The organism is Microbacterium sp. Z12_35 (assembly GCF_058310475.1).
Window position 1 is genome coordinate 805,262 of the sequence record NZ_JBZEGJ010000001.1, and the last position, 26,827, is coordinate 832,088.

The window sequence follows — 26,827 nt, forward strand, 5'->3', positions numbered from 1 at the left end:
CAGGATGGCGAATGACCTCGACAGGCACCTCCACCGGGACAGGGATCGTCCACCTGGTCGATCGCACCCCGGAAGTGACCGGGTCCGAGATGGTCGCAGCCCTCGTGCCGCCGCCGCAGTTCGACGAGGCCACGTTCGACTCGTATCGCGCTGATGCGGAGTACCCCTCGCAGCAGGAGGCCAAGGAGCGACTCCTGGCTTTCGCCGGCCAGGGTGCACCGGCCGCACGCGGTGGATTCTTCCGGCGCGCCAAACGGGGCCCCGAAACCAAGCCCGGGGTCTACCTCGACGGCGGTTTCGGCGTCGGTAAGACCCACCTCCTGGCCGCGATCTACCACGCGCTGCCGGCCCGCCGGAAATACTTCGGCTCGTTCATCGAGTACACCGCGCTGGTCGGCGCCCTCGGCTACCAGAACACCGTCGAGCTGTTCCGCGGCTCCGACCTCCTCTGCATCGACGAGTTCGAACTCGACGACCCCGGCGACACGATGGTGATGACGCGTCTGCTGGGCGAGCTCGTGGCATCCGGAACCCGGTTGGCCGCCACATCCAACACGCCGCCGAATGCGCTCGGGGAGGGCCGGTTCGCCGCGCAGGACTTCCTGCGCGAGATCCACGCCATGTCCTCGAGCTTCGACACCATCCGCATCGACGGCACCGACTACCGCCAGCGTGCGATCGACGGCTCGGCCGTCGTCCGCACGCCGGAGGAGTACGCGGCGGACATCGAACGCGTGAGCACCGACGGAGTGGCATCGGACGACGAGTTCGCCGCCCTGGTGGCGCATCTGGCGCGCGTGCACCCGTCGCGCGTCATCCGCCTTCTCGACGACCTGGACCTCATCGGTCTGCGCGATGTCGCCATACTCACGGACCAGTCGGCAGCGCTGAGGCTCGTGGCCTTCGTCGACCGGGCGTATGACGCGCAGATCCCGATCCGTGCGACGGGAGTGCCGCTGAACGAGGTGTTCGGCACCGAGATGCTCGCCGGTGGGTACCGGAAGAAATACCTTCGGGCGATCTCTCGGCTCGTCGCGCTGACGCACGCCTGAGCTCGGCCGTATTCGATCCCCGTCGCCGCACAGCGGTCAAGGATTCCTGTCATCCTCGCGCTGCGCCGAAACACGATGTTTACGCGCGCACCCACCACGTAACAGGCCCGAAACACCGAACGGGGGGCGGTGGTAACCCGCGCTGAGGACACTGGGAGCACCCGACGCTACACCTGCGTCCCTGCAGAGAGGTTCACTTCGAGATGGATCAAGGCAACACAGCATTCATCCTGATAGCGGCAGCACTCGTCCTGCTGATGACGCCAGGACTCGCGTTCTTCTACGGCGGTCTGGTCAAGGCCAAGAGCGTCATCAGCATGATGATGATGAGCTTCGGCGCAATGGGCCTCATCGGCGTGATCTGGGTCCTCTACGGCTACGCCATCGCCTTCCCCGGAGCTGAGGGGATCATCGCGCCGTGGTCGATCGATTGGTCGGCGCTCGGTCTGTCGAGCCTCCTGGAGACTCCGGAAGGCGCCGCCTACCCGCCGCTGGCCTTCGTCGCCTTCCAGGCCACCTTCGCCATCATCACCGTCGCACTCGTCTCGGGCGCCATCGCCGACCGGGCGAAGTTCGGTTCCTGGATGGTCTTCGCCGCTCTGTGGTCCACGATCGTCTACTTCCCGGTCGCCAGCTGGGTGTTCAACTTCGGGCTCGGTGACGACGGCAGCTTCGCCTACGGCGGCTGGATCACCTACGGGATGCAGGAGTGGTTCGGCGTCGGCGCGATCGACTTCGCCGGCGGCACGGCCGTGCACATCAACGCCGGTGCTGCAGCTCTCGCTCTCGCGCTGGTGCTCGGTAAGCGCGTCGGATTCCAGAAGGGCGTGCACGTCCCGCACAACCCGCCGTTCGTTCTCCTCGGTGCCGGCCTGCTCTGGTTCGGATGGTTCGGCTTCAACGCCGGCTCCGAGCTCGCCGCCGACGGCACCGCCGCCCTCGCGTTCGTCAACACGATCGCCGCTCCCGCTGCCGCTCTGCTGGCCTGGCTTCTCGTCGAGAAGCTCAAGGATGGCAAGCCCACGTCCGTGGGAGCAGCATCCGGTGCCGTTTCCGGCCTGGTCGCGATCACCCCGGCCTGCGCGTCGCTGACGCCGTTCTGGGCGATCGTGCTGGGCCTCGTCGCCGGTGCCGTCTGCGCCCTCGCGGTGGAGCTGAAGTACCGGTGGGGCTTTGACGACTCGCTCGACGTGGTGGGTATCCACCTCGTCGGTGGTCTGATCGGTACCCTCTACCTCGGGTTCTTCGCGAACAGCACCGGTCTCATCTACAGCGGTGAGTTCACGCAGCTCCTCGTGCAGGCCATCGCCGCCCTCGCAGTTCTCGTCTACTCCTTCGTGCTCGCCTACATCATCGGCTTCGCGATCGAGAAGACCATGGGCTTCCGCGTGAAGAACGAGGACGAGGTCGCCGGCATCGACACCATCGTGCACGGCGAGGAAGGATACGTCCTGGCCGACAGCCGGTCCTGACCCACACCACCTCGAAGGGGCGTCGCGGATGATCCGCGGCGCCCCTTCCTGTGCGCCCGGTCTCGCTAGGGTGTGCGTGTGCCGTCTCGCCTCGTCTCCGCGCTCACCCGTCTCTTCCGGCCTTCGACTCGGGGCGCCGCTGCGCCGAAGGTCGCGACGGACGGCGGACCGGGACGAGCGGAGGCGACGGCCACGGTGCACCTGACGCCGCCGGGGTCGCACGGTGTGGTCGTCGCCTACGCGCCGGACGCCGATGGCGCGCCGGATGCGGGAGAAATCGTGTGGACATGGGTTCCGTACGAGGAACGTGACGGCCGCGGCAAGGATCGCCCTGTGCTCGTCATCGGGCGGCAGAGCGCCGACCGCGTCTATGCGGTGCGACTGACGAGCACCCCGCACGACGCGTCGGCCGACCACGTGGCGCTGGGTCCGGGGGAGTGGGATGCGCAGAACCGTGCCTCCTGGGTGGACATCAGCCAGCTGTACAGCGTGCACGAGCACGGCATGCGTCGCGAAGCATCCGCCCTCGACCCCGCCCGCTTCGGCCGCGTGTCCGCGGCCTTGCACCGTCGGTACGGCTGGCGCACCGGCGCCTGAGCGATGACGCTGTCGGGCGGGTCGCGAGATGCCTCCGGGGCGTCGCGAAGCGCCCGCTTTCATGCTCCCCCGGTCGATGCCGCGCCCCTGGAGTGGCTCGCCGTTGCGTTCCCCGCAAGATATCCGCGACGGTGCCTGAAGTAATTGTGAAGACGCACAAACGGCCGACAGGTGACCGCTAGCGTTGCACGTGTTCGAGCCATTGGGGGTGGCGAGAACGGCACCGACGGACTGCCAGATGCACGCAGAGATTCGACCGCCTGGGGATGCGGGAGAAGCCGAAGGCGTGCGGCAGGCCGAGCCCTGTCCCGGGCACTGCCTGGGACAGCCAAAGCCCCCGGCCTGCATCCGTGAGGATGCCGGCCGGGGGCTTCACTACGTGTCCAGGGCGTCCGGTCGCCGGGGTGGTCCACTCGCCGGGGGAGCCAGGGTCGCCGGGAGCAGGGTCGCCGGGGGAGGCAGATCATCTCAGCGAGAAGCGGCTCGTCCCTGACGGGAAGTGCGGAGGCCCAGCATCCGCTTCCGCGTGATCCCGGGCCTCTGTCGAGTGGGCGATACCGGACTCGAACCGATGACCTCTTCCGTGTGAAGGAGCGAAGGGCCATCCCTTCGAGTCCCAGTGAGTCCCCTTTCGGCCTGGAATATCAAGGGCTGGGAGGGGACTCATCCCGTTTCGTGACGGCCGCTCACGACGGCTCCCTGCGAGTCTGTCCACACTGAGTCCACACACTCCGCCAGGATGAGCACATGGGGATTGTCCGGTCACAACGCACATTGAACTGGCGACCGTGGCTCGGAGGAGTGCTCTTCCTAGGTGGCGTGGGGGTCACCATCTGGCTAGCGGTCGTATCCTCCGATCCGAAAACCGCCACCTTGATCAACGTCTTGCTGGTCCTGTTGGCCGCGGTTTTGCAGGGCGCAAGCGTGCTCCTCTTCAACAGCGTCGGTAGGGCTGACCCAGCGCTCGCACGTGCATCCGTCCGTGATCTTCTGAGGCTTGCCGAGCGTGCATCCGAAGCCCGCGTCATCGCTGAGGATGGCTTTGAGCAGTCGAAGACGCAAAGCGTGCTGAAGGGCGACATGGGCCGGCTCAGTAGCCACCTTTCGTATCTGGAGGATGGATTCATCTCCGGCGCCGACAATTGGGCGCAGTTCCACCCTGAAGCGTTCAAACTGAGGAACGCCGTAGACAACACCGTGAAGGATCAGCCGCTGAGGCCGCCTGAGGAGGGGAAGAAATGAGCCGCATCGAGGGCAAGGTCGCATCCGTGCTCAATGAACGAGAACTCGTTCTGAACGTAGGTAGTGACGACGGCGTGACAGTGGGAATGCGCTTCCGGATTCTCTACCCCGGCGGGATAGCGATCACCGACCCCGACACCGACGAACCGCTGGGGAGCGTCGAGTGGCCGAAGACTGAAGTCAAGATCGTGAGTGTCCAGCCGAAGATTTCAGTCGGGCGAACGTTCCGAAAGTTCGTGACCCCGGCCAGCGGCACCCGAGGCATGGCGGCGTATGCCGCGTTGAATCTCATGGGCAACTACACCCCTGAGCGCGTCGAAACTGAGACTCTTCGCTCTGGCAGTCCGTTCGCTGAAAAGGAACTGGACCCTAGTGAATCCTTCGTGAATCGCGGCGACCCCGCGGTCGAGGTCGTGCCCGAGCGCAAGCAAGCGGAGATTGAAGAGGCCGCGGACGTTGAGGACGCCGAGATAGTCGAAGACGACGGGGAATGAGAGAGGGACCAGGCACATCGGCCCGGTCCCTCCCAACAGCCTCCGATCAGTCCAGGCTGATCTTCTGAATCGCGGCCGCGTGCGGGAACGCGAACGACACGCGCATGGTCGCGCGGATCGCCGTGCGGTCACTGGTGAAGTACGCGGAGCGGTCCACGGCCAGGTCCACATCGTTCCGGCGCACCAGGATGGCCCGCACCCGCGGGATGCCCCACACGGTGCCCGGCGTCACAGCCGACGACACGAACAGCGGGACACCCTGAAGCAGACGCTTCGACGGCTGAGTGGGGTCCGGCGTCAGGAGCGGCCGTTGACTCGACGCGGACTCCTTCAGGGTCGCGAGGATCAGCGCGTCGGCGGGGTTCGCGATGAACGAATCCACGGCCAGGCCGAACGCCTCCGCGTTCGCCAGCGCCTCCGCGAACGGGTCGAGGTTCGCCCACGTCGCACCGGCATCCACAGCCGAGATGCCCAACAGGTCCTCCAGGCCCGCGGGCTGAACCAGGCTGGCACCCTTCGAGCCGAAGAATGCGGGGTCGATCTTGCGGGCGATATCCCGAGAGAGGCCGTCCCCGACGATGCCCGCGGCGGCGGGGCTGGTGTCGGCGGCGAGTTCGTTCGTGATGATCGACAGGCCCGCGATCTTCGCCGGGGTCACGATCACGTCATCCAGCGTCGGGTCCGACGCGGTGATCTCCGCACCCTCCGCGACCCACGCGGCCGAGGGGTCAGCGGTGACCAGAGGAATGTGGGTGCGGGTCGCGCTCGTATCGTGCCGGACACCGTGTCCACACAACCAGCGATTCTGTCCACACAGCGCCGTTCTGAGCGCGCGAAAAAGCCCCGTTCACTCGCGGCTTCCGCGTGATTCCGGGGCTATATTCTGTGGGCGATACCGGACTCGAACCGATGACCTCTTCCGTGTGAAGGAAGCGCGCTACCAACTGCGCCAATCGCCCGCCGGCCCCGTAGGACCTCGGTCGATATTACCGGATGCTGCGGACGCCGCTGAACGCGGCCCCCGCGACACGCTCGGTGCGCCTCGGTTTGAAGCAGGGGTCGCGATGGGATAAAGTCATTCGAGTGCCCGGGGAAGCCCGGATACGCGGATGTAGCGCAGTTGGTAGCGCACAACCTTGCCAAGGTTGGGGTCGCGAGTTCGAGTCTCGTCATCCGCTCGAGTGGATCGCCACCCGGGGAAACCCGAAAGCCGATCACGCACGTGGGTCGAACCACACGCGGTGGCGTGGCCGAGCGGCTAGGCACCGGCCTGCAAAGCCGTTTACACGGGTTCGAATCCCGTCGCCACCTCCACTCAACAAGTGAATAGCCTTTTAGGCGCGATTGGCGCAGCGGTAGCGCGCTTCCCTGACACGGAAGAGGTCACTGGTTCGATCCCAGTATCGCGCACCACAAAACCCCCGGATTTCCGGGGGTTTTCTGGTTTCTCCGGCAAGCGGCTCTCGCCTGCGCCGCAGCTGATCCGCCCATCCCGCGCCGACAGGGGGAGCTCCCTCAAGCGACCTGAGTGGGGGAGACGGGTCGCGAGGGAGCCCCGGTTACCCGGCCGATGGGGCGGCCGGACACTCACACTCAACCCCGCACACAGCGCGGCCCGCGCCCCCTTGACACCACACCGATACGAAGTCGGCAACCCTCGCTGGCGCGACGTCGCGTGGGGCGCTGAAGGAATGCGCGAGGGTTCCAGAAGGAACCGTCAAGACGGAAAAACGGCGGATAGCGTTGCCCCTGTGTTCGTGCCACTGGGGGGTGGGGCGAACGCTCCGGGGCCCGCCGGCCGCACGCAATCAGCTCCACCCGCCTGGGGGTGCGGAGAGTGGATTCGCGTGCGGCGGGCCCGCTAGGAGGTCAGCGCCGGAGGTGACGCGCTTCCACGGCGGCGAGGGCGGAACGGGCACCCGACGTCGGTGCGATCACGACGAGGCCCCGGTACAGGGTGAGGAGCGCCTCGACGTCGAGAAGCCCGGTTCGTGCGCGATCGCAGTGGACGGATTGGATCGCCGCCTCCAGCTGAAAACGCCCGAGAGGGCGGCCGAGCGCCGATGCCCGCCGGAGGAACGCCGCGCCCTCGGCGATCAGGCCGCGGTCCCACGAGGTCGGATCCTGATCGTCCAGCGCGGGCCACGCCGGTCCGACGCGCGCCGGTGCGCGCGACTGCGCAAAGGTCAACAGCGCCGCCAGCCCCCATGCCTCCGGCTCGTCCTGCAGCAGGTTGGCCACGAGCACGGCCAGCCAGCGGGCCTCGTCGGCCACCGACTCCCGTACGTTGTCGAACTGGTTGAGCCAGTCGATGGCGTACGCGCCGTAGATCGCCTCGAGAACCGCGGGAAGCCGGTCGGGCATGTCGGCCCTCGTCGGCACCACGAAGGGGATGCCCGCCTGGCGGATGCGGCGCTTCGTACGTACGAGCCGCTGTGCCATCGCGGCGGGCGCTACGCCGAAGACGGTGGCGATTCGAGCCGCCTCGAACCCCAGGACGGTCTGCAACATGAGCGGCGCGCGTGCGGCCGCGTCGATCGCCGGGTGCGCACACACGAAGAGCAGCTGCAGCCGCTGATCGGGGATGTCGTCGCCCCGCTCCACGGCGGCGATCACGTCGGTATCGTCGGCGATCGCACTCAGCGCTGCATCCGCTCTTGACGCGGCGGTGCGCTGCGCGGCGGAACCGAAGTGATCGCGAAGGCGGTTACGTGCCACGGTGATCAGCCACCCTTCGGGATTGGCGGGGATGCCGGCGTCGGGCCACACCCGTAGCGCGCGTTCGAGGGCGTCGCCGAGCGCATCCTCCGCGGCTGCGAGGTCACGGGTATGGGCGGACAGCACAGCGATGAGCCGCCCGTACGAAGCGCGGACCGCGTGCTCCGCGGCCCGCGCCGCGTCCGGCGATGTCATCGGTACTCGAAGACCTGCCAGGCGCCGTCGGCGAAGTGCGTGGCTGACGGCCGGATCTCCACGGCCCCCCACGACACGGCAGGCGCCTTCGCGGCCCACGAGATCGCCGCATCCAGATCGGGCACCTCCAGAACGAACGTGCCGCCCATCTGCTCCTTCGTGTCGGCGAACGGCCCGTCCTGGATCCGAAGTGCACCATCGGCGACCCGCACGGTCGTGGTCGCCTCGGCGGGTCGCAGCACCTCGGCGGAGATCAACACCCCCGCTTGTTCCAGTGCCTTGGCATACTCATCGAACTCCCGCATCCCCTCGGCGAGCCCCTCCGGGCCCAGCTCTTCGGCGGTCATCTCGGGGTAGTGCAACAGCAGCGCATAACGCATGGCATGTCCTTCCGTCTCGGTTTGTCGGATGCTTCACCCTGATGACGATTCGCCCGCCGCCGGATCGACACCGGCACGGCCGCTTTGGGAGGAACGGGGCCGCGTGCCGGAGGGATTCCTCTCGGTGGCATAACAACGCGACGGCGCGTCCGCGTCAACCCGCTCCTCCGGCTTGCGAAGAAGGCGTAACGTCTGAGGCATGTGGACAGTTCTCGTCATCCTGCTCGTCGCGTGGGCGGTGCTGGCGATCGTCGGTTTCGCCCTCGAAGGCCTGCTGTGGTTGGGCATCATCGGTATCGTGCTCTTCCTGGGCACGATCGCCTTCGGTGCCGTCCGGGAGCGCGCGCGGCGCGCCAAGAGGTGACGTCCTCTCGCCACGGCTGAGCCGCCGCTGGCTCAGCGCAGATATGCGTCGACCGTGATCGAGCCGCGGACATCGCGGATGGTCTCGATGAGGCGATCGACGCCGTGTCGGCCGAGCGTGTTCATCTGCTGGTCGTAGGGTCCGAGCTTTTCGAGCTTGCCGGTGCGGATACGCACGACCTCCCAGCCTGACGCCCGCAGCAGACGATCCTTCCGACGGTCGGACTGCTCGCGCGCACCGACGTGCTCGAGGCCGTGACGGCCGGTGCTGTCGTACTCCACGGCGATGCGCAGCTCGGGGAGGACGATGTCCGGCCACACCTCGAAATGGTCGAAGAAGGGGCGCGCGGTGCGGACGGCGTTGAACCCCGGGGTGAGCGCGAGCCGTTCGAACAGCTCGGCGCGCAGCCGGGCTTCCACGGCCGAGGCCGGCTTCGGCGCGCAATCGCTGACGAACGCTTCGCCGGCCGGGAGGGCGGGGGTTTTCTCGCACAGCGCCCGCCGAGGTTTGGGGGGCCGGGGCGGCGAGTCCCGAGTTCGGACGGGCGTGGGGTTGGCGAGGGCGGCGCAGTCGGGGCACCAGGCCGAGCGTCGGCGTTCCCGCCCCGGACGGTTGCGCTGCTCGGAGGGCGTCGCAGCGAAGCGGTGACCGGCGTCGCACTCCCAGCACAGCAGCACATCCGCGGCTGGGGGGATCTGCGTGAGCGTGATGCCGGCGTTGAGCTCCGGGTGATACTGCCGGATGAGCATCGGGTAGGGCGCCCACGCCTCGCGGTAGGTCCCCACCCCGTAAGGGACGTCGACGCCCTTGGAGAACTGCCGACGCGCCCACCACAGCTCCACGCGCTCCGCCATGTGCGCGACCATATCGCCGACCGCCCCCACGCCCGCGGGCCGGTGTGCCGCGGCCCGGGGGCGGGGCCGTCGCGGCCGGGGCGGTGGCCGGTCGACGCATGCCCGGGCGCGAAGGGAGGAGACGTCCCATCCGGAGGGCCATATCGGCCGTATTCGCCCTCCCGTCGTGACATCTCCTCCCGGAACGCCCGGTGCGAGCGCTGCTGCGGCGGATGCCGCCGGAGCACCGGCTGGTACCGCCCGGCAGCGCGCACCAGGGGAGGAAATGGCGCATCCGGAGGGCCATATCGGCGATATTCGCCCTCCCGTTGCGACATCTCCTCCTGGAACGCCCGGAGTGAGCGCTGATGCGGCGGAGGCCGCCGGAGCACCGGCGGGGGGTGCCGGCCGGCAGAGCTCACCAGGGGAGGAGATGTCCCATCCGGAGGGCCATATCAGCCGTACTCACCCTCCCGAAGTGACATCTCCTCCCGTGAGGCCCGGGGCGAGGGCGGATGTGGCGTACCACGCCGGAGCACCGGCGTGGTACCACCCGCCAGCGCGCACCAGGGGAGGAGATGTCCCATCCGGAGGGCCATATCGGGCGTATTCACCCTCCCGTTGTGACATCTCCTCCCGGAACGCCCGGGGCGAAGGCGGATGTGGCGGATGCCGCCGGAGCACCGGCGCGGTACCGCCCGCCAGCGCGCACCAGGGGAGGAGATGTCCCATCCGGAGGGCCATATCGGCCGTATTCACCCTCCCGAAGTGACATCTCCTCCCGGAACGCCCGGTGCGCGGGCAGATGCGGCGGATGCCGCCGGAGCGCCGTCGTGGTACCGCCCGCCTGCGCGCACCAGGGGAGGAGATGTCGCATCCGGAGGGCCATATCAGCCATATGCATCCTCCCGAAGTGACATCTCCTCCCGTGGGGCCCAGCCGGGGTGCGGTGCGACCGGTCGACGAGGCGGGCGGGAGGCATGTCGTCGCTCGTGCCTAGGGTCGAGGTGGCGGGAGGCAATGGCTGTGGGCACGAATCGGCGTTACGCGCATCGCGTGGACGCGCGTGTGGATGACCGCATCCTCGAGCGCGTCTCGCGCGATGGACCACTGCAGACGCTGACTCCCGGTGAACTCGAGCTCGACCGGCATCCGCTGACCATCACGCCGGTCCCCGAACCGGTGCGAGCGTGGGTGCGCTTCGGGGACACCCCGGTACGGGTGGATGCGGAGGCTCTACGGTGGACGGCCCGTGCCATCGGCATCCGCTTCCACGTGGGGGAGAGGGAGCTACGGACGTGGGTATGGGCATCCGCAGTGGAGCGCGCAACCGGATCGACGCCGCCGGCGTGATTCGACACGGCGCGCGCCTGTCCGGGGGTCAGCCGCGCAGCGCCGCCCATATGGGGTCAACGCAACACGCGGGCCCGTCCGACGAGCAGCCGCGCCCGCGCCCCCGTCCCGCAGGTCAGGCGCGCGGTGCGCCGGCGAACGCGCGCCTCACGGCCGACGGCGGCCCACGGCCGACGGCCGCCTCACGCGCGCCGGCGGAACGCGAGAACCCCGAGACCGCCGATGACGAGCAACAGGATGACCGCCAGCCCGCCCATCGCGACGACGGGGGTGACGCTGAGAGTGGCGACGCCGATTCCGACGGCGGGCACACTCAGCCCGACGTAGGAGACGAGGAACAGTCCCGCGAGTGCCTCACCGCGTCTCTCGGGGGCCGCCCCGGCCGACACGGTGCCCACCGCTGCGGTGAAGAGCAGGCCGGCGCCAGCGCCGGCGAGGATGCCGCCGGTGAGGAACATGGGCAAGCTGCCGACCGCCATCCCGACGACGAGCAGGACGAGCCCGACCGCCAGCGCCGCCAGTCCGCTGACCTGGCGGCTCTGAAGGCCCATGCGGGTCGTCGCGGTCTGAGCCACCGTCGCGGCGCCGAAGACGGCGAACACGACGAACCCTGCGATCGCGGGGGAGGTCTGCTGCAGAGAGCCTGCGATGAATCCCGGTGCGACGGAGGTGAAGATCCCGAGCAGGGCGAACGCGACGAACCCCGAGCCGAGGGCGGCGATGAACCGGACGCGATCGCCGTGCTGGGCGCTGACCCGCTGGGGACGATAGCGAGGCTTCACGGTCCGTGCCTCGACCGTCTCGGGGGTGAGCACCACCCCGATGATGCTCACGATGAGGAGCACGGCGAAGACCACGTACGGGGTCCGCAGCGGCTCACCGACATACTGTGCGAGCACACCGGCGATCAGCGGACCGGAGCCGATGCCCCCGATGTTCGCGGCGGTCGAGACGACCTCGAAGCGCCGCTTCGACGCATCGGGCCGGTGCTTCACGTGCAGGTCGTGCAGGTGAGCCGTGGCGGTGGCGGTCAGCATCCCGATGCCCAGACCCGAGAGGACCCGGGCGAGGAGAATGACCCAGAGCTCCGGAACCGTCAGGAACAGGATGGCGGCGACGAGCTCCAGGGCCAGGGCGGGAACCAGGATGTTCTTGCGACCGACCCAGTCCGAGACATGCCCGGCGAGGATCAGGCTGATGACGACCCCGACGGCGTAGGCGGCGAAGATGATCGTGATCGTGAACGTGGAGAATCCGTCGCGCGCCTGGTAGAGCGGATACAGCGGTGCGGGCGCGGCGGAGAATGCCATGGCGACGAAGAAGGCGAACGCGATCACCCAGAAGCCGGCGTGGTGGCGAGCGCGAGAATGCGCGCGGCGGTTGAGGCCGGTGCGAATGGGAACGGGCGCGGTGGTAGCGGGCACGAGATGCTCCATCGGGTGGTCGGGAGATTCCCAGCGTGCTCCGCAGCGTCGATCATGTCCAACGCCTAATCGTGCTCATATTGATCGCATGCAGAGATAATCGTCCTATGGAACTGCGTCACCTGGAGTTCTTCATCGCCGTCGCCGAGGAGCGGAGCTTCACTCGGGGCGCAGCGCGGGTGCACGTCGTGCAGTCGGCGATTTCCGCCGGGATCAAAGCGCTGGAGAAGGAGCTGGGCGCGACGCTGCTCGAACGCAGCACCAAACGCGTCGACCTCACCGAGGCGGGCGCCGCGCTCCTCGTCGAGGCGCGCAAGACCCTGCAGGCAGCCGCGGATGCTCGGGATGCTGTCGACGCGGTGCAGGGCGGGATCCGCGGCACCGTACGGATCGGGACGATGACGTCGGTGGGGATCGTCGATCTCGCCGCGATCCTCGGGCGATTCCGGGCGCGACATCCTCACGTCGCGGTGCAGGTGACGGCGGCACCCAGCGGCGGCTCACAGGAGCTCGTGGCCGCCCTCGAGGAGCGAAAAGTCGACCTGGCGCTCGTGTCCATGCCCGGTGGGCGCCCCGCCTCGATCGAACTGGTCGATGTCGCCCAGGTGCCGATCGAACTCCTCGTGCCGTCCGGCCACGAGCTCGCGAGCATGGGCTCTGCGCGCCTTTCCGACCTCGCCGAGTGCGACTTCATCGACTCCCCGATCGGCTACGGCAACCGCACCCTGGTCGACCGCGCGTTCATCGAGGCGGGGGTTTCCCGCCGGGTGACGATCGAAGTCGCGGATGTGGGAACGATCAGCGACTTCGTCAGTCATGGCCTCGGTATCGCGCTGCTGCCGCAGTTCGCCATCCATCCCGGTCCCTCCGTGGCGGTCGTACCCCTGACCGACACCGAGCTTGTGTGGCCGATGTCACTCGCCGTCCCCGCCGACCGTCGTCCGAGCGCCGCGGCGGCCGCCCTGATCGAGCTCCTCCGGGAGACGGTCGCCGACGCCCACTGAAGCGAAACCCCGGGTGCACACGCCCATGCTCCCCGCCCCTGGTGTCCTCGTAGCGATCAGCCCTTCACTGCCCCCGAGGTGAGCCCCTGCACGATGTACTTGCTCGCGAAAGCGAACAGCACCATGGTGGGGATGATCGTCAGCACGGCGGCGGCGGTCATCGAGCCCCAGTCGATGTTGTAACTGGTGATGAAGCCGTTCAGCGCCGTCGGCACCGTCTTGTTGGCGTCCGAGGTCAACAACGTGACGGACAGGAACAATTCGTTCCAGCAGCTGACGAAGTTGAAGATGAACGCCGCGACGATCCCCGGGGTCATGACGGGGACGATCACCCGGAACAGCGCCGTGATGCGGCTGCACCCGTCGATCATCGCGGCTTCTTCCAGGGCGTCGGGAACGTTCTCGAAGAACCCCCGCAGCAGGATCGTGGAGAACGGTATGCACATCGCGATGTACACCAGGACCAGTCCGGTCCGGTCGTTGACCAGGTTCAGGTCGACCATCAGCTGGTAGAGGGGCCCCAGGGCGATGAAGCCGGGGATCATCTGAGTGACGAGGAAGGCCATCAGCACCGTCGTCTTCGCCCGGAACTCGAAGCGGGCCAGGATGTACCCCGACAACAGCGAGATCAGAGTGACCGAGCTCGCGGCCACGACGGAGACGATGACGCTGTTGAGCAGGTACGTGCCGAAGTTCGACACCCGGAAGAGGTTCTCGAAGTTCTCGAACGAGAATGTCTGCGGCCAGTACTCCACGGGGAAGGCATAGATGTCGTTGCGCGGCTTCACCGCCGTCACGACGATCCAGTACAGGGGGAAGAGGGTGATGACCAACCAGATCCCCAGCGCGACGAAGCGCACGATCTTGCTGCTTCGAGACTGCGTGGTGATCACCGGGCGACCTCCTTCTTCTCCCGCGTCGCCAGCAGGTAGAACACGGCGAAGACCGCGAGGACGAGCATGACGATGAGGCCCAGGGCGCTGGCTCGTCCGTACTCTCCCTGCTGTGTGGTGGCGATCATGTAGCTCGTGACGATGTGCGTGCGACCCCCGGGACCCCCGGCGGTCATCCCGAAGATGAGATCCGGGAAGTTGAAGATCCAGATCGTTCGCAGCAGCACCGTCAGCGCCAAGGTCGTGCGGATGTACGGGATGGTGACGTTCCAGAAGACGCGCACCTTTCCCGCGCCGTCCAGCGCCGCCGCTTCGTAGAGCTCATCGGGCACGGACTGCAGCGCGGCGAGGATCATGATGGCGAAGAACGTCACCCCGTACCAGACGTTGGCGATGATCACCGCCGGCATCGCCAGCGCCGGCGTCGCCAGCCAGGGGAGCGGGCTGTCGATGAGGCCGCTGCGCATCAGCAAGTCGTTGATGACGCCGAACTCGCTGTTGAACATCCAGCGGAACAGAATGCCGATGAGAAAGCCCGAGATCGCCCACGGGAAGAAGACGAGCGCCTGATAAACACCGCGGAAGCGGAACTTTCGTCGCATCCACAACGCCAGCGCGAAGCCGATGACGAACTGGGGCACGATCGATCCGACGACCCAGATGATCGTGTTGCCGACGGTGTTGTAGAACAGCGGGTCGGACAGGACGGCGCGGAAGTTGTCCAGGCCGATCCAGGGCTGCTCGGTGATGTTGTAGATGGTCCACGTGCGGAACGCCCCGAGGCTGCCCGAGAACATCGGGTAGTAGGTGAAGACGGCGACGAATAGGAATGCGGGCGCCAGGAACAGAGCGATCGTCGCCGCGCGGCGGCGCGTGAACACCCGGCGCCGCGACCCGCGATCGCGCGGTGGGCGTTCGGGAGCGGCGTCCGCGGGGGGACGCCGCTCCCGGACGGTGTCGACCATGCGCCTCAGCCCTCGGACGCGTACTTCTCAGACCAGAAGGTGTCCCATCCGGCGAGGAGGTCGGCCGTGGAAAGCTCGCCCAGCAGCGCGGACTGCAGCTCCCGGTCCGCCTTCTCCTCCCACTCGGTCCACCATGCGACACCGCGCGGCTGCACGACGGTCATGTACGTCTCGGGCTGCTCGTTCATCGCGACGTAGGTGGCCCAGGGGCCCTCGCTGAAGAACGGGTCGTCCTGTGCCGATGTCACGATCGGAATGAGCGAGTTGCCTTTCGCGAAGGTCAAGGGAGCGTCGCCGGAGGAGAGGAACTTCACCAGTTCGACGGCCTCCTCCTTGTGCTCACTGCTCTCGGCGACACCCCAGCCGGCCGAGGCGAGCGGCTGTGCCGCCTTGCCGGAGGGACCGACCAGGAGCGGCGTGGTGCTCCACTGGTCTTCCGTGAGATTCGAGTCGTCGCGGATCGTGGCGATGACTTCCGGGTCCTGAAGCAGGAACGCGGTCGACCCGGAGGCGAAGCCCTGCACCATCTCCGGGTAGCCCCATGCGATCGACGAGGGCGGCGAACCGGTCTGGAAGAGCTCCAGGTAGTCGTCCATCGCCTGCTGCGCCTCGGGCGTCGAGAAGACCGTGGATCCATCCTCGAGAAGGAACGCGCTCTCCGGGTCGATCTGATCTGCCGCGTAGGCGGTGATGATGGCAGCGGCGTTGGATGCACCGTTCGTGCCACCGCGGAACGCGTAGCCGTAGGTGTTCGATGACGGGTCGTTGATGGCCGCGGCCATCTCGATCATGTCCTCCCAGCTGTGGGGCGGCTCGTCGAAGCCCGCCTCGGCGATGAGATCGGTGCGATAGAACAGGCTCAACCCGTAGAAGCCGTAGGGGATCAGATAGGTAGGACCGTCCTGGTTCGCGAAGGAGACCGCGTTCGGGGTGAGTTCGTCCCAGCCCTCCCAGTCCGCGAGGTCGGCATTCATGTCGTAGATCCAGTCGTTGGCCGTGAACGGGCCGACGGTCGAGTCCTGCACCTCCAGGACGTCGACGCCGTCACCGGCCTGCAGCATCTGCTGCACCGTCGTGAGGGCCTGCTCGTTCGGCGGGGAGACCAGCTCCACGGTGACTCCGGGGTTCTCCTCCTCGAACTCCGTGATGAGTTCCCCGAGAATCTCCTGCCGCACCGGGTTGGTCAGCGTCTCGACCATCCGCAACCGAACGGTGTCGTCTCCCGACGACCCCGAGCATCCTGTCAGGGCCAGGGCGGTGGCCGCGGTGACGGCAGCTGCTGCACTCATCCGCTTGTTCATTCGTTCCTCCGATTGTCGATGGGGCTTCGTCGCACTCATGGATGACCGCCGTCTGACCGGCGGCGGGGGTCAGGTCGGGGAAAGGTCGGCCACTGCCGACGCAAGCGGCCCGCCGCTCTTGGCTCGGGCTGCGTGGGCGGCCGCGATAGCCGGCACACCCCGTTCGATGAAACGCGTGTAGTCGTCCAGGGTGTTGTAGACGTGCGCGGACAGCCGCAGGAACCCGCGGCCTCCCCACGCGGTGATCGCGGTCTCGAAGCCGAGCTTCGCGAGCGCGGCCGACAGGACGTGCGCGTCATCGGGGCCGGCCACGAGACCGGGTGGGAGCGCCACGAGCCGCATCATGGGTGCCGGCGCGGCGACCTCGACGGCGGCCGAGGCGTCGACGGCTGATTCCAATGCCGTCCGGATCCTGGACTGCGCCTCGCCGACGAGCCACGCCGAGTAGTCGCGGACATGCTCCCACCCGAACTCGTCCTCGATCAGACCGAGCGCGTGCGGCGCGGCGAGGTAGGACGTCAGGTCCACCGTTCCCTGGGTGTCGAAGCGCGTGGGGAACGGATGCGGGGCACCCCAGGAATCGATGGTGGGAAAGAGCGTGTCAGCCACGCGCGCCGACGCCACCAGCGCCGCGGTCCCGCGCGGAGCGCACCCCCACTTGTGGAGGTTGCCGACCCAGTAGTCGACCTCCGCGTCCGCGGCCGGTTTCGCCACCATTCCCGGGGCGTGGGCCGCATCCACAAGCAGAGGGATGCCCCGCTCATGCAACCGCCGCGCGATGTCGCCGATGGGAAACACACGCGCGGTGGCCGACGATATCTGATCGGCGATGACGAGCGCCGTTCGCTCGGAGACGGCATCCAAGAGCGCGGCCGTGACGTCATCGTCGGTGGCCTCCAGGGGGATGGCGACCTCGGTCACGATGCCGGCCACGCGGCGGACGGCGCGTTCGGCCGCCATCCGCACCGCGCCGTAGGCGTGATCCGTCATCAGGATCTCGGCTCCACGGGGGAGATCGAGAGATTGCAGCACGACGGAAACGCCCGCGCTGGCGTTCGAAACCAGCGCTGTGCGGTCGGGGTCCGTGCCGAGGAACGCGGCGATACTGTGGCGCGCTCCGCCCACACGGCCGGGCAGCTCGGTGAACCAGCGACCGGGGGCGGCGTTCATGAGCCGGATGAGCGTCAGTTGATAGTCCGTCGTGGCCGTCGGAACGGCGCCATACGACCCGTGGTTGAGGTGCACGGCGTCGTTGGTGAGCGCCCAGAGGTCACGGGCGGCCCCGCCGCTCGTGGGTCGCGGCACGTCGTACGCCGTCGCGGGCTCAGGGGTCATCACATGCACCGGTTCTCGAAGTCATAAGACCTTGGGACACTCACGCACAACATAGGGCTGAGACCGCCACCGCCGCAACGCTGTTTTTCCCCTCATCCGGTCGCGGCGGTGACGAGCTGGAGAAATAGTCATCAGATGACTGAGGGGGTTCTACAGTGAGGGTGCGAGAAAGGTCAGCCATGACGGTGATGATGACGGCGCTGACCGGGCTCCGCCAGATGATCTCTTCCGGCGCGCTCGCCCCGGGCCAGAAGTTCCCGCCCGAGGCGGAACTGTGCCGTCAGCTGGATGTGTCCCGCAGTTCTCTCCGGGAAGCCGTGCGGGTGCTCGACACGCTCGGTGTCATCGAGGTGCGGCACGGATCCGGAACCTACGTCTCGCGCCTGAATCCCGCCGACATCATCCGGGGATTCTCGCTGACCGTCGATCTGCTCCCGCTCGAGGGGCTGCTGCAGCTGTTCGAGATTCGTCGGGTCCTCGAGGGAAATGCTGCGGCCCAGGCCGCAGCCCGCGCCCCCGACGACCTGGTGCCACGTCTGTCCGAACTGTGCGACCAGATGGAACGGGGCGACAACGGTGACGTCGCGGAACTGGATGACGAGTTCCACGAGCGGATCTGCCTCGCGGCCGGCAACCCGACGGTGACCTCCCTCATCGGCGTACTCCGCTCGCGAGGACGTCACTACCGGATCTTCGATTCCGGACCCGCGTCGCCGGCCAAGCGGTCCAGTGACGAAGGGCACCGCGCGATCGTCGATGCGCTCGCCCGTCGAGACCCGGCCGCGGCCACCGCCGCCGCCGTAGCGCACGTCGCCCGTACGGAGTACTGGCTCTCCCGCCTGCAGCCCGCTCCCGAGACCTGACGGAGCCGCCGCGGCCTTCAGAGGGCCAGCGGCAGCACCGCGGCAGCGACCGTGAGCGGAACGACGAGCGCGCCGAGGACGACGAAACGCCGCCACGGTACATCCACTCCCATCGCGACGAGACGGCCGTGCCACAGCAGGGTCGCGAGCGAGGCCCACGGGGTGATGAGAGGTCCGGCGTTCACGCCCACCAGCAAGGCCGCCAATCGCTCGCCGCCGCCGGCGGCCGATTCCAGCGCGAGGAAGGCGGGGAGGTTGTTGATCGCGTTCGCGCTGAGCACCCCGGCGCCGGCCACCTGCCACACTCCGCCGGGCCCGCCGTCTTCGCCCACCAGTGCCCCCGCCACCAGCCCCAGCCCGAGGGACTCGGCCGCGGCCACGACGACGAAGAGGCCCGACGCGAAGACGAGCGTCGACCACGGCACGAGGCGCGGCTGCACCGCACGCGGCGCGCGCAACGCGAAGACCGCGACCAGCGCCGTCGCCGCAGCGACCGTCGGCAGCCAGGGCGGGATTCCCGCCACCAGCAGCGGCAGAAGAAGGCCCACCACCACGGCGGATGCCCGCAGCAGCACCGGGTCGGAGACGGCGGGCGCGGCGGCTTCGGGGTGCCGGACGGGAAGGCCCGGAAGGAACACGGCGGTCAGGACGGCGGCCGACACGAGGATCGCCAGGGCGGCCGAGGGGCCGAGGAGGCCGAGGAAACGCCAAGGATCGGTCGACCCTGTCCGCTCAGCCGCCAGCAGATTCGTGAGGTTCGACACGGGCAGGAGCAGCGACGCGGTGTTCGCCAGGACCACCGTCAGGAACGCGAAGGGCAGCGGGTCGAGCCGGTGCTGGCGCGCCATGGTCACGACTACGGGGGTGAGGAGCACGGCGGTCGTGTCCAGCGAAAGGAACGCGGTGGTCCCGGTGGCCAGCACGACCACGAGAAGCCACAGCACCCGGGTCCGTCCGCCGGCCAGGCGGGCGAGCCGCTCCGCGATCACAGCAAAGAGCCCGGCGGTGGAGGCCAGCTCAGCGACGATCGTGACAGCGACCACGAACAGGAGGACCGGCCAGACGCGTTCTGCGATGGCGGCAAGACCATCGAACGGCAGGATGCCGAGGGCGACGGCAAGAGCCCCCGCACAGCAGAGCACTCCGCCCGCGACCCCCAACCTCACCGAACCATCATCGCGCCTCTCGACGGTAGACTCTGGCCATGGAACTCCGGATGCTCCGCCCCACGGGAGCCGCAGCATCCGCGCGTGTCGGAACGCGAACGCCCGACGCCTGAGCGGGCGGGGCGCGGCGCGCGCCCGAAGCTGAGACATTCCCCGGCGCGGGCCCGCCAAGGCTGCCCGTAGCCTTGAAGCCGAGCCACCCAGGAGAGTTCCCGTGACCGATGCCGCCTCCCCGTCCGATGTGTCCTACCCCGCCGACGGATTCGCCCTCTTTCCCGACCGCTCCGTCGTCGCGCTCCGCGTCAATGGCGAACTGAAGGACCTCGCCGCGACCGTGCAGGCGTCCGACGAGGTGGAGCCGGTGCGCATCGACAGCCCCGATGGTCTCTCGATCCTGCGCCACTCCACCGCACACGTGCTCGCGCAGGCCGTTCAGCGCATCAATCCGCAGGCGAATCTCGGCATCGGCCCGCCGATCACCGACGGGTTCTATTACGACTTCGGCGTCGCCGAGCCGTTCACCCCGGACGACCTCAAAGCGATCAAGAAAGAGATGGAGCGCATCGTCCGCGAAGGGCAGCGCTTCGTCCGTCGCGTCGTGAGCGATGACGAGGCCCGTGCCGAGCTCGCCGACGAGCCGTTCAAGCTCGAGCTGATCGATCTGAAGGGCGGGTCGTCGACTGCGGCAGAGGGCGCGGACGTGGAGGTGGGCTCGGGCGAGCTGACGATCTACGACAACGTCAACCGCGACGGCGAGACCGTGTGGAAGGACCTGTGCCGAGGCCCGCACGTGCCGAGCACGCGCATGATCGGCAACGGCTGGGACCTCACCCGTATCGCAGGGGCGTACTGGCGTGGCAGCGAGAAGAACCCGCAGCTCCAGCGCATCTACGGCACCGCATGGCCGACCAAGGATGAGCTGCGCGCCTACCAGCACCGTCTCGAGGAGGCCGCGAAGCGGGACCACCGCAAGCTCGGCAAGGAGCTCGACCTCTTCTCCTTCCCGGACGAGATCGGCTCCGGGCTGTCGGTGTGGCATCCCAAGGGCGGGGTCGTCCGCGGAGAGATGGAGCAGCACGCCCGTCGCCGGCACATCGCCGACGGGTACACCTACGTGTACACGCCGCACATCTCCAAGCAGGACCTCTTCCTGCAGTCGAACCACCTCGTCACCTACAAGGAGGGCATGTTCCCGCCCATCACCCTGGACGAGGAGCGCGACGCGGCGGGGGAGGTCACCAAGCAGGGCGTCGACTATTACCTCAAGCCGATGAACTGCCCGATGCACATCCTCATCTATAAGGAGCGTGCGCGCAGCTATCGCGATCTCCCGATGCGCCTCGCCGAGAACGGAACGGTCTACCGCAACGAGCTCTCCGGCGCGTTGCACGGCCTCACCCGTGTGCGGGGCTTCACCCAGGACGATTCGCACCTGTTCGTCACCCCGGACCAACTCGAGGCGGAGACCACCCGCGTGCTCGAGTTCGTCATCTCCATGCTGCGCGACTTCGGCCTGGAGGACTTCGAGCTCGAGCTGTCCATGCGCGACGACGAGAAGTCGAAGTGGATCGGAAGCGACGAGTTCTGGGAGTACTCCACCAACGCGCTCCGCCACGTCGCTCACTCGAGCGGGCTGAAGGTCACCGAGGTGCCGGGGGAGGCCGCGTTCTACGGTCCGAAGATCGACCTGAAGACCAGGGACGCCATCGGACGGACCTGGCAGCTGTCCACCGTCCAGGTCGATGTGAACCTGCCGGAGCGCTTCGAGCTGGAGTACACCGGACCCGACGGTGAGAAGCACCGCCCGATCATGATCCACCGGGCTCTTTTCGGATCGATCGAGCGATTCTTCGCCATCCTCCTCGAGCACTACGCCGGGGCGTTCCCCGTGTGGCTGTCGCCCGTGCAGGCCATCGGAATCCCCGTCGCCGACGAGTATGCCGAGTATCTCGGCGGAATCGTCGATCGGCTGCGCGTCGAGGGAGTGCGTGCCGAGGTCGACCACAGCGACGACCGCATGCAGAAGAAGATCCGCAACCACACCACGACCAAGGTGCCGCTCATCCTCATCGCGGGGGAGCAGGACCGCGCTGCCGGCACCGTGTCGTTCCGTTTCCGTGACGGGACCCAGGAGAACGGTGTGCCCGTGGAGGAAGCGATCCGCCGCATCCGCGAAGCCATCGCCACCCACGCTCTCGTCAACACCGCGGAGGATCTCGCGTGAGCGAGAACCCGGAAGATCCGGATGCGGCCCTCATCGCCGCATCCGACCTCCCGGGTGTGCCGGATGAGTTCCAGCGACTGTGGACGCCGCACCGCATGGCGTACATCCAGGCGGGGCCCGAGCCACTCCGGGACGTGTGCCCGTTCGACGAGGCGCCCCTCAAGAGCGACGAGGACGGGCTGATCGTGGCCCGAGGGCGAACCGCCTACGCGCTGCTGAACCTCTTCCCGTACAACTCCGGGCACCTTCTCATCTGCCCGTATCGCCACATCGCGACGTACGACGAGGCCACCCCCGAGGAGGTCGCCGAGATCGGTGAGCTCACCCAGACCGCGATGCGCGTGCTCCGCCAGGTGTCGCGATGCGACGGGTTCAACATCGGGATGAACCAGGGCGCGGTGGCCGGTGCCGGAGTGGCCGCCCACCTGCACCAGCACGTCGTGCCGCGCTGGGCCACCGATGCGAACTTCTTCCCGATCATCGCCAAGACGAAGGCATTGCCGCAGCTTCTGGGCGAAGTGCGCCAGGCCGTGGCCGAGGCCTGGCCCGCTCCCGCCCGCTGACGTCCCGGCTTCGTCGACGCGTAGCGTGAGGGGATGACGCAAACCCCGACCCGTCGCGTGCGTGCCACGTGTGTTCTGCTCCTCGTCGCCGGTGCCGCGTTCGGGGTGTCCGCGTGCACGGCGCCCGGATCCGATCCCCAGCCGTCGGGCACATCGGGTGTCACGGGGGAGGAGACGTCCCGGCCCTCGGCGGCGCCGACGTCGCCGCCCGCCGACGCGCTGGCCGAGCGCGACGAGTTCTTCGCCGCGCAGGGGCAGCCGGCCGACGGCACGCTGCCGACCCCGCAGACACCCGAGCAGCAAGACTTCCTCGCGCAGCAGCGCGCGTACGTCGAGTCGCAGGGCGGCACGTGGGACGAGGTCTACGACGGAGTCGCACTCGCCCTGGCGCTCGACGCGTGCGAAACGTCGATCCTCAACGGCCACGACGTCAGCGTCGAGACCGCCCGAATGCACATCGAAAGCTCCCCGTTGATCACGGAGGTCGCAGGCGGCGACCCCGACGCCACCCAGGGGCTGGTGAGCATCATGGTGTTCGGCACCACGTTCATCTGTCCCGCCGACGCTCCGCAGTGGGAAACAGCCTTCGCCGCCCTGTACGGCTGACGCTCACCGCACCTGGCGGACCGGGAACTGCATCTGCGGATGCGCGTAGGCCTCCTGCGACTCGATCAGCTGCAACTCCCGCTCGCCCGAGTCGAGGGTGCGCTGCAGCAGGTCGAAGACGCTGGATGCGGTGCGCGCCAGCGCGTCCGCGGCATCCCCGGTGCGCACGTAATGCGCCGTGAACAACGCGGCCGTGACATCGCCCGACCCGTTGGCCTTCATCGGCAGCAGCGGCGTCTGAACGATCCACGCGCCCGTGTCGTCGGCGACGAGCATCTCGATCGTGTCCGGCTCGCGGTCGGGGCGCTCGACGCTCGTGACGAGGATCGTCCGCGGACCCATGGCGCGCGCGGCATCCACCGAGTCCAACGTCGACTCGAGGGTGTCGGGATCCGTGCCGGTGAGGAAGCCGAGCTCGAACTGGTTCGGCGTGATGATGTCGGCCACCGGCACGACCCGCTCACGCAGGAGTTCCGGAATGGCCGGCGCGACGAAGCATCCCGACGTGGCGTTGCCCATGACCGGGTCGCATGCGTACAGCGCGTTCGGGTTCGCTGCCTTCACGCGCTGCACGGCGTCGACGATGACGTCGCCGATCCCCTCGCTGCCCTGATATCCCGACAGCACGGCGTCGATCTGCGGGAACACCCCGCGCTCTTCCACACCCGTGATGACCTCGGCGACGTCGCCCGGCGGAATAAGCGGGCCCCGCCACGCCCCGTACCCGGTGTGGTTGGAGAAGTTCACCGTATAGACCGGGAGAACCTCGACGCCGATGCGCTGCAGGGGGAAGACGGCGGCGGAGTTGCCGACGTGGCCGTAGGCGACGGCGGACTGGATGGACAGAATCTTCACGGGAACATCATCCTCTGGAAGTCGAGGCGGCACGCGCCGCAGCGGACAGATCGGTGACGAGGGCCGCAGCGGCGGTCTCATCGAGGTCATGGACGGTCAGTCGGAGGTGCGTGCTGACCCCGGGCGCGAGGGAGAACTCGTCCCCGGTACGCGCGAGCCATCCGCGACGCATCAGCTGTTCGGACACCGCACGGGCAGGCGCCGCGACATCGACCCACAGATTCAGCCCGTCGCCGGGGGTGCAGTCGAAGCCCGCGTCGCGCAGCCGAGCGGCGAACGCCGCGTTGCGCTCGGAGTAGTGCGCAGCGGCCCGCTCGATCGCGCCCGTCACGTCGGGGTCGCTGACCTGGGCGAGGGCGAGCCGCTGGAGCAGGTGGCTCACCCAGGTGGTCCCGGGGCGCAGCCGCAGGGCGAGGCGCTCCGCGGTCTCCGGGTCGGTGGCCGTGACGGCGAGGCACATGTCGGGACCGAGTGACTTCGACACCGACCGGATGAGCGCCCAGCGCTGATGCTCCGGGCCGATGAGGGACGTGTACGGCTGACGCGACAGCATCGCGTAGTGGTCGTCTTCGATCACGAGAACGTAGGGATGCTCCGCCAGGACCGCGCGCAGTTCTTCGGCGCGGCGCGGCGAGAGGCTCACTCCGGTCGGGTTCTGCGCCCGCGGCGTGCACAGCACGGCACGCACCCCGCCGTCGAGCGCCGCGCGGAGCCCGGCCGGGGTCATCCCCTCGGCGTCGACCGGGACGGCCACCGGGCGGTAGCCCCCGACGCGGACCGTGTGAATGGCGGAGAGGAAGCAGGGGTCCTCCAACGCCACCCCGTCGTCGCGGGTCAGCGCCTGCGAGAGAAGCCGCTCGACGGCATCGACGGCGCCGTTCGTCACGGTCACCCGCACATCGGTGGGCAGGAGGTCGGCCGCGAGCCAGCCGCGCGCCCACTCCTCGAGGCCTGCGTCCACGACCGGCTCTCCGTAGAGCACCGGCCGGCCGACGACCCGGGCGAGCGCGGGGGTCGGATCGGGAATGAGCGTGACATCCGGGTTCCCGGTGCCCACGTCGCGCAGCACCGTGTCGGCGGCGAATCCTTCCTGGGGGATCGGGCTCTGACCGGCGATGCGGGTACCCCCGCGCCCCCGGGTCACGGCAACCCCCGCCGCGACGAGCTGGCGATAGGCGGCGACGGCGGTATTGCGATTCACCCCGAGCTCAGAGGCCAGCGCCCGCACCGAGGGAAGCGGATCGCCCGCGCGCAGGGCGCCGCGCTCGCGGAGGCCGCGGACGCTCTCGGCGATCTCGGCCGCAGAGCTGCCGCCGATCTGCGTTGTCATATGTGTCCTCCGCCTCGATCCTAAGGGCGTGGAACATGGTACTTTCTGGCCTATGCCAATGTGCATCCGCGATCGCCCGGTCGCGGACTGAACCCGCCACGGCGGAAGGACCCCACGATGAGCACCAACGGAACGTCGCGCGTGAAGCGCGGACTGGCGGAGATGCTGAAGGGCGGCGTCATCATGGACGTCGTCACCGCCGACCAGGCGAAGATCGCCGAGGACGCCGGCGCCGTCGCCGTGATGGCGCTGGAGCGCGTGCCCGCGGACATCCGGGCACAGGGCGGCGTGGCCCGGATGAGCGATCCCGACCTCATCGATCAGATCATCGCCTCAGTGTCGATCCCGGTGATGGCGAAAGCGCGGATCGGGCACTTCGTGGAAGCGCAGGTCCTTCAGCAGCTCGGGGTGGACTACATCGACGAGTCCGAGGTGCTCTCACCGGCGGACTACGTCAACCACATCGACAAGTGGGGCTTCACCGTGCCGTTCGTGTGCGGCGCGACGAACCTCGGCGAGGCGCTCCGACGCATCACCGAAGGTGCGGCGATGATCCGCTCCAAGGGCGAGGCGGGCACCGGCGACGTCTCCGAGGCGACCAAGCACATCCGTACGATCACGGGCGAGATCAACCGGCTCCGCTCGATGACCAAGGACGAGCTGTACGTCGCAGCCAAGGAGCTGCAGGCGCCGTACGACCTGGTCGCCGAAATCGCCGAGACCGGTACCCTCCCCGTGGTGCTCTTCACCGCCGGCGGCGTGGCCACTCCCGCGGACGCGGCGTTGATGATGCAGCTCGGCGCCGACGGGGTCTTCGTCGGCTCGGGCATCTTCAAGTCGGGCAATCCGGCGGAGCGCGCGGCAGCCATCGTGAAGGCCACCACCTTCTTCGACGACCCCAGCGTGATCGCGGACGTATCCCGCGGTCTCGGCGAGGCCATGGTCGGCATCAACGTCGCCGACCTCGCCGCCCCGCACCGCCTGGCCACGCGCGGCTGGTAGCGGTGGCGCACCGGCCCCGCGTCGGCGTCCTCGCGCTGCAGGGCGACGTGCGCGAGCATGCACGCATGCTCGCCTCTCTCGGCGCCGATGTCGCCCTCATCCGCCGCCCGGAGGAGCTGGCCGCCGTCGACGGGCTCGTGCTCCCCGGCGGCGAGTCGAGCGTCATCGACAAGCTCTCCCGGACGTTCGGGATGCAGCAGCCGCTGCGCGAGGCCATCGCCGACGGGCTGCCCGTCTACGGGACGTGCGCAGGGCTCATCCTCCTGGCGGACCGGATCACCGGCGGGATCGCAGGCCAGGAGACGTTCGGCGGACTCGATGTCGTCGTCGCGCGCAACGCGTTCGGGAGTCAGGCGGAATCCTTCGAGACCGATCTGGACGTCGACGGTTTCGATGCACCGGTGCACGCCGCTTTCATCCGCGCGCCCATCGTCCAGCACGTGGGAGAGGGCGCACGCGCGATCGCGTCGCTCCCCGACGGCCGGGTCGTGGCCGTGGAGCAGGACGCCGTGCTCGGGACCGCGTTCCACCCCGAGGTGACGGGGGAGACCCGATTCCACGAGCGCTTCCTGGCGCGCGTGCGTGAGCGGACCTGA

General features: G+C 68.4%; 26 protein-coding genes and 4 tRNA genes. 17 read left to right on the top strand and 13 right to left on the bottom strand.

Going from position 1 to position 26,827, the window contains the following annotated elements; genetic code table 11:
- Positions 1-11: 11 nt before the first annotated feature.
- The 5 genes from zapE to AC4FS1_RS04045 all read left to right on the top strand — a co-directional run bounded on the left by zapE (position 12) and on the right by AC4FS1_RS04045 (position 4,857).
- Positions 12-1,052 (top strand): cell division protein ZapE, encoded by a 1,041-nt coding sequence (gene zapE, locus AC4FS1_RS04025; protein WP_491152862.1) that lies wholly within the window; start codon positions 12-14, stop codon positions 1,050-1,052.
- A gap of 203 nt (positions 1,053-1,255) precedes the next feature.
- Positions 1,256-2,524 carry an ammonium transporter gene (locus tag AC4FS1_RS04030; protein WP_491152863.1) on the top strand — a complete coding sequence of 423 codons (1,269 nt, stop codon included), beginning with the start codon at positions 1,256-1,258 and terminating at the stop codon, positions 2,522-2,524.
- Positions 2,525-2,602: 78 nt separating this feature from the next.
- Positions 2,603-3,121, top strand: coding sequence for a type II toxin-antitoxin system PemK/MazF family toxin (locus AC4FS1_RS04035; RefSeq protein WP_491152864.1), 519 nt, complete (start codon positions 2,603-2,605; stop codon positions 3,119-3,121).
- Positions 3,122-3,868: 747 nt separating this feature from the next.
- Positions 3,869-4,363, top strand: coding sequence for a hypothetical protein (locus AC4FS1_RS04040; protein ID WP_491152866.1), 495 nt, complete (start codon positions 3,869-3,871; stop codon positions 4,361-4,363).
- A complete protein-coding gene (locus AC4FS1_RS04045; protein ID WP_491152868.1) occupies positions 4,360-4,857 on the top strand; it encodes a hypothetical protein in 498 nt (165 codons plus the stop codon). Before AC4FS1_RS04040 ends, AC4FS1_RS04045 begins: the two co-directional genes overlap by 4 nt.
- 46 nt (positions 4,858-4,903) lie before the next feature.
- On the opposite strand, the gene AC4FS1_RS04050 is transcribed toward AC4FS1_RS04045, so the two are convergent.
- Together AC4FS1_RS04050 and AC4FS1_RS04055 are read right to left on the bottom strand one after the other, a co-directional pair.
- Positions 4,904-5,653 (bottom strand): phage major capsid protein, encoded by a 750-nt coding sequence (locus AC4FS1_RS04050; protein WP_491152870.1) that lies wholly within the window; start codon positions 5,651-5,653, stop codon positions 4,904-4,906.
- Between the two features lie 90 nt (positions 5,654-5,743).
- Positions 5,744-5,816 (bottom strand) — tRNA-Val (locus AC4FS1_RS04055).
- Positions 5,817-5,962: 146 nt separating this feature from the next.
- Between AC4FS1_RS04055 and AC4FS1_RS04060 the strand changes: the two genes are divergently transcribed.
- The 3 genes from AC4FS1_RS04060 to AC4FS1_RS04070 all read left to right on the top strand — a co-directional run bounded on the left by AC4FS1_RS04060 (position 5,963) and on the right by AC4FS1_RS04070 (position 6,270).
- Positions 5,963-6,035 (top strand) — tRNA-Gly (locus tag AC4FS1_RS04060).
- A 62-nt stretch (positions 6,036-6,097) separates the two neighbouring features.
- Positions 6,098-6,171, top strand: a tRNA-Cys gene (locus AC4FS1_RS04065).
- 24 nt (positions 6,172-6,195) lie between these two features.
- Positions 6,196-6,270, top strand: a tRNA-Val gene (locus AC4FS1_RS04070).
- A 456-nt stretch (positions 6,271-6,726) separates the two neighbouring features.
- Here AC4FS1_RS04070 and AC4FS1_RS04075 read toward each other — a convergent pair.
- Entirely contained in the window at positions 6,727-7,770 is a 1,044-nt protein-coding gene (locus AC4FS1_RS04075; RefSeq protein ID WP_491152872.1) for an RNA polymerase sigma factor, read from the bottom strand.
- Entirely contained in the window at positions 7,767-8,150 is a 384-nt protein-coding gene (locus tag AC4FS1_RS04080; protein WP_491152874.1) for a YciI family protein, read from the bottom strand. Before AC4FS1_RS04080 ends, AC4FS1_RS04075 begins: the two co-directional genes overlap by 4 nt.
- A gap of 199 nt (positions 8,151-8,349) precedes the next feature.
- On the opposite strand from AC4FS1_RS04080, the gene AC4FS1_RS04085 reads away from it, so the two are divergent.
- Positions 8,350-8,514, top strand: a complete 165-nt coding sequence (locus tag AC4FS1_RS04085) for a hypothetical protein (protein ID WP_491152876.1) — start codon at positions 8,350-8,352, stop codon at positions 8,512-8,514.
- Positions 8,515-8,546: 32 nt separating this feature from the next.
- Here the strand turns inward: AC4FS1_RS04085 and AC4FS1_RS04090 are convergent, their stop codons facing one another.
- Positions 8,547-9,368 carry a zinc-ribbon domain-containing protein gene (locus AC4FS1_RS04090; RefSeq protein WP_491152878.1) on the bottom strand — a complete coding sequence of 274 codons (822 nt, stop codon included), beginning with the start codon at positions 9,366-9,368 and terminating at the stop codon, positions 8,547-8,549.
- 1,005 nt (positions 9,369-10,373) lie between these two features.
- Here AC4FS1_RS04090 and AC4FS1_RS04095 point away from each other — a divergent pair.
- On the top strand, positions 10,374-10,700 hold the full coding sequence (locus tag AC4FS1_RS04095) for a hypothetical protein (protein WP_491152879.1): 327 nt from the start codon (positions 10,374-10,376) through the stop codon (positions 10,698-10,700).
- A 182-nt stretch (positions 10,701-10,882) separates the two neighbouring features.
- Here AC4FS1_RS04095 and AC4FS1_RS04100 read toward each other — a convergent pair whose 3' ends face one another.
- Positions 10,883-12,124, bottom strand: coding sequence for an MFS transporter (locus AC4FS1_RS04100; RefSeq protein ID WP_491152881.1), 1,242 nt, complete (start codon positions 12,122-12,124; stop codon positions 10,883-10,885).
- Between the two features lie 107 nt (positions 12,125-12,231).
- Between AC4FS1_RS04100 and AC4FS1_RS04105 the strand changes: the two genes are divergently transcribed.
- Entirely contained in the window at positions 12,232-13,128 is an 897-nt protein-coding gene (locus tag AC4FS1_RS04105) for a LysR family transcriptional regulator (protein ID WP_491152883.1), read from the top strand.
- Between the two features lie 56 nt (positions 13,129-13,184).
- Here the strand turns inward: AC4FS1_RS04105 and AC4FS1_RS04110 are convergent, their stop codons facing one another.
- From AC4FS1_RS04110 to AC4FS1_RS04125, 4 genes are all read right to left on the bottom strand, one after another.
- A complete protein-coding gene (locus AC4FS1_RS04110; RefSeq protein WP_491152885.1) occupies positions 13,185-14,021 on the bottom strand; it encodes a carbohydrate ABC transporter permease in 837 nt (278 codons plus the stop codon).
- Positions 14,018-14,986: a carbohydrate ABC transporter permease gene (locus AC4FS1_RS04115; RefSeq protein ID WP_491152887.1), complete on the bottom strand. Its 969-nt coding sequence runs from the start codon at positions 14,984-14,986 to the stop codon at positions 14,018-14,020. Before AC4FS1_RS04115 ends, AC4FS1_RS04110 begins: the two co-directional genes overlap by 4 nt.
- A gap of 5 nt (positions 14,987-14,991) precedes the next feature.
- Positions 14,992-16,275 (bottom strand): ABC transporter substrate-binding protein, encoded by a 1,284-nt coding sequence (locus AC4FS1_RS04120; RefSeq protein ID WP_491152889.1) that lies wholly within the window; start codon positions 16,273-16,275, stop codon positions 14,992-14,994.
- Positions 16,276-16,356: 81 nt separating this feature from the next.
- Entirely contained in the window at positions 16,357-17,622 is a 1,266-nt protein-coding gene (locus AC4FS1_RS04125) for an aminotransferase class V-fold PLP-dependent enzyme (protein WP_491152891.1), read from the bottom strand.
- A gap of 179 nt (positions 17,623-17,801) precedes the next feature.
- On the opposite strand from AC4FS1_RS04125, the gene AC4FS1_RS04130 reads away from it, so the two are divergent.
- A complete protein-coding gene (locus AC4FS1_RS04130) occupies positions 17,802-18,485 on the top strand; it encodes a FadR/GntR family transcriptional regulator (protein ID WP_491152893.1) in 684 nt (227 codons plus the stop codon).
- Positions 18,486-18,502: 17 nt separating this feature from the next.
- Here AC4FS1_RS04130 and AC4FS1_RS04135 read toward each other — a convergent pair whose 3' ends face one another.
- Entirely contained in the window at positions 18,503-19,651 is a 1,149-nt protein-coding gene (locus AC4FS1_RS04135) for an SLC13 family permease (protein WP_491152894.1), read from the bottom strand.
- Positions 19,652-19,865: 214 nt separating this feature from the next.
- On the opposite strand from AC4FS1_RS04135, the gene thrS reads away from it, so the two are divergent.
- From thrS to AC4FS1_RS04150, 3 genes are read left to right on the top strand one after another with little or no spacing between them, the layout of a single operon-like run.
- Positions 19,866-21,875, top strand: a complete 2,010-nt coding sequence (thrS, locus tag AC4FS1_RS04140; RefSeq protein ID WP_491152897.1) for a threonine--tRNA ligase — start codon at positions 19,866-19,868, stop codon at positions 21,873-21,875.
- Positions 21,872-22,438, top strand: coding sequence for an HIT family protein (locus AC4FS1_RS04145; RefSeq protein ID WP_491152899.1), 567 nt, complete (start codon positions 21,872-21,874; stop codon positions 22,436-22,438). Before thrS ends, AC4FS1_RS04145 begins: the two co-directional genes overlap by 4 nt.
- A gap of 33 nt (positions 22,439-22,471) precedes the next feature.
- Positions 22,472-23,044: a hypothetical protein gene (locus AC4FS1_RS04150; protein ID WP_491152901.1), complete on the top strand. Its 573-nt coding sequence runs from the start codon at positions 22,472-22,474 to the stop codon at positions 23,042-23,044.
- A gap of 3 nt (positions 23,045-23,047) precedes the next feature.
- On the opposite strand, the gene pdxY is transcribed toward AC4FS1_RS04150, so the two are convergent.
- Together pdxY and AC4FS1_RS04160 are read right to left on the bottom strand one after the other, a co-directional pair.
- A complete protein-coding gene (pdxY, locus tag AC4FS1_RS04155; RefSeq protein WP_491152903.1) occupies positions 23,048-23,899 on the bottom strand; it encodes a pyridoxal kinase PdxY in 852 nt (283 codons plus the stop codon).
- A 7-nt stretch (positions 23,900-23,906) separates the two neighbouring features.
- Complete coding sequence (locus tag AC4FS1_RS04160; RefSeq protein ID WP_491152905.1) at positions 23,907-25,229, bottom strand: aminotransferase class I/II-fold pyridoxal phosphate-dependent enzyme; 1,323 nt, start codon at positions 25,227-25,229, stop codon at positions 23,907-23,909.
- Positions 25,230-25,346: 117 nt separating this feature from the next.
- On the opposite strand from AC4FS1_RS04160, the gene pdxS reads away from it, so the two are divergent.
- Both pdxS and pdxT read left to right on the top strand, forming a co-directional pair.
- Positions 25,347-26,231: a pyridoxal 5'-phosphate synthase lyase subunit PdxS gene (gene pdxS / locus AC4FS1_RS04165; RefSeq protein ID WP_491152907.1), complete on the top strand. Its 885-nt coding sequence runs from the start codon at positions 25,347-25,349 to the stop codon at positions 26,229-26,231.
- A 65-nt stretch (positions 26,232-26,296) separates the two neighbouring features.
- Entirely contained in the window at positions 26,297-26,827 is a 531-nt protein-coding gene (gene pdxT / locus AC4FS1_RS04170) for a pyridoxal 5'-phosphate synthase glutaminase subunit PdxT (RefSeq protein WP_491152910.1), read from the top strand.

Excerpts from the sequence above, each read along its gene's own strand:
- zapE (WP_491152862.1), top strand. The coding sequence starts at position 12 with ATGACCTCGACAGGCACCTCCACCGGGACAGGGATCGTCCACCTGGTC.
- AC4FS1_RS04030 (WP_491152863.1), top strand. The coding sequence starts at position 1,256 with ATGGATCAAGGCAACACAGCATTCATCCTGATAGCGGCAGCACTCGTC.
- AC4FS1_RS04040 (WP_491152866.1), top strand. The coding sequence starts at position 3,869 with ATGGGGATTGTCCGGTCACAACGCACATTGAACTGGCGACCGTGGCTC.
- AC4FS1_RS04045 (WP_491152868.1), top strand. The coding sequence starts at position 4,360 with ATGAGCCGCATCGAGGGCAAGGTCGCATCCGTGCTCAATGAACGAGAA.
- AC4FS1_RS04075 (WP_491152872.1), bottom strand. The coding sequence starts at position 7,770 with ATGACATCGCCGGACGCGGCGCGGGCCGCGGAGCACGCGGTCCGCGCT.
- AC4FS1_RS04080 (WP_491152874.1), bottom strand. The coding sequence starts at position 8,150 with ATGCGTTATGCGCTGCTGTTGCACTACCCCGAGATGACCGCCGAAGAG.
- AC4FS1_RS04085 (WP_491152876.1), top strand. The coding sequence starts at position 8,350 with ATGTGGACAGTTCTCGTCATCCTGCTCGTCGCGTGGGCGGTGCTGGCG.
- AC4FS1_RS04090 (WP_491152878.1), bottom strand. The coding sequence starts at position 9,368 with ATGGCGGAGCGCGTGGAGCTGTGGTGGGCGCGTCGGCAGTTCTCCAAG.
- AC4FS1_RS04105 (WP_491152883.1), top strand. The coding sequence starts at position 12,232 with ATGGAACTGCGTCACCTGGAGTTCTTCATCGCCGTCGCCGAGGAGCGG.
- AC4FS1_RS04115 (WP_491152887.1), bottom strand. The coding sequence starts at position 14,986 with ATGGTCGACACCGTCCGGGAGCGGCGTCCCCCCGCGGACGCCGCTCCC.
- AC4FS1_RS04120 (WP_491152889.1), bottom strand. The coding sequence starts at position 16,275 with ATGAGTGCAGCAGCTGCCGTCACCGCGGCCACCGCCCTGGCCCTGACA.
- AC4FS1_RS04125 (WP_491152891.1), bottom strand. The coding sequence starts at position 17,622 with ATGACCCCTGAGCCCGCGACGGCGTACGACGTGCCGCGACCCACGAGC.
- AC4FS1_RS04130 (WP_491152893.1), top strand. The coding sequence starts at position 17,802 with ATGACGGTGATGATGACGGCGCTGACCGGGCTCCGCCAGATGATCTCT.
- AC4FS1_RS04150 (WP_491152901.1), top strand. The coding sequence starts at position 22,472 with ATGACGCAAACCCCGACCCGTCGCGTGCGTGCCACGTGTGTTCTGCTC.
- AC4FS1_RS04160 (WP_491152905.1), bottom strand. The coding sequence starts at position 25,229 with ATGACAACGCAGATCGGCGGCAGCTCTGCGGCCGAGATCGCCGAGAGC.
- pdxS (WP_491152907.1), top strand. The coding sequence starts at position 25,347 with ATGAGCACCAACGGAACGTCGCGCGTGAAGCGCGGACTGGCGGAGATG.
- pdxT (WP_491152910.1), top strand. The coding sequence starts at position 26,297 with ATGCTCGCCTCTCTCGGCGCCGATGTCGCCCTCATCCGCCGCCCGGAG.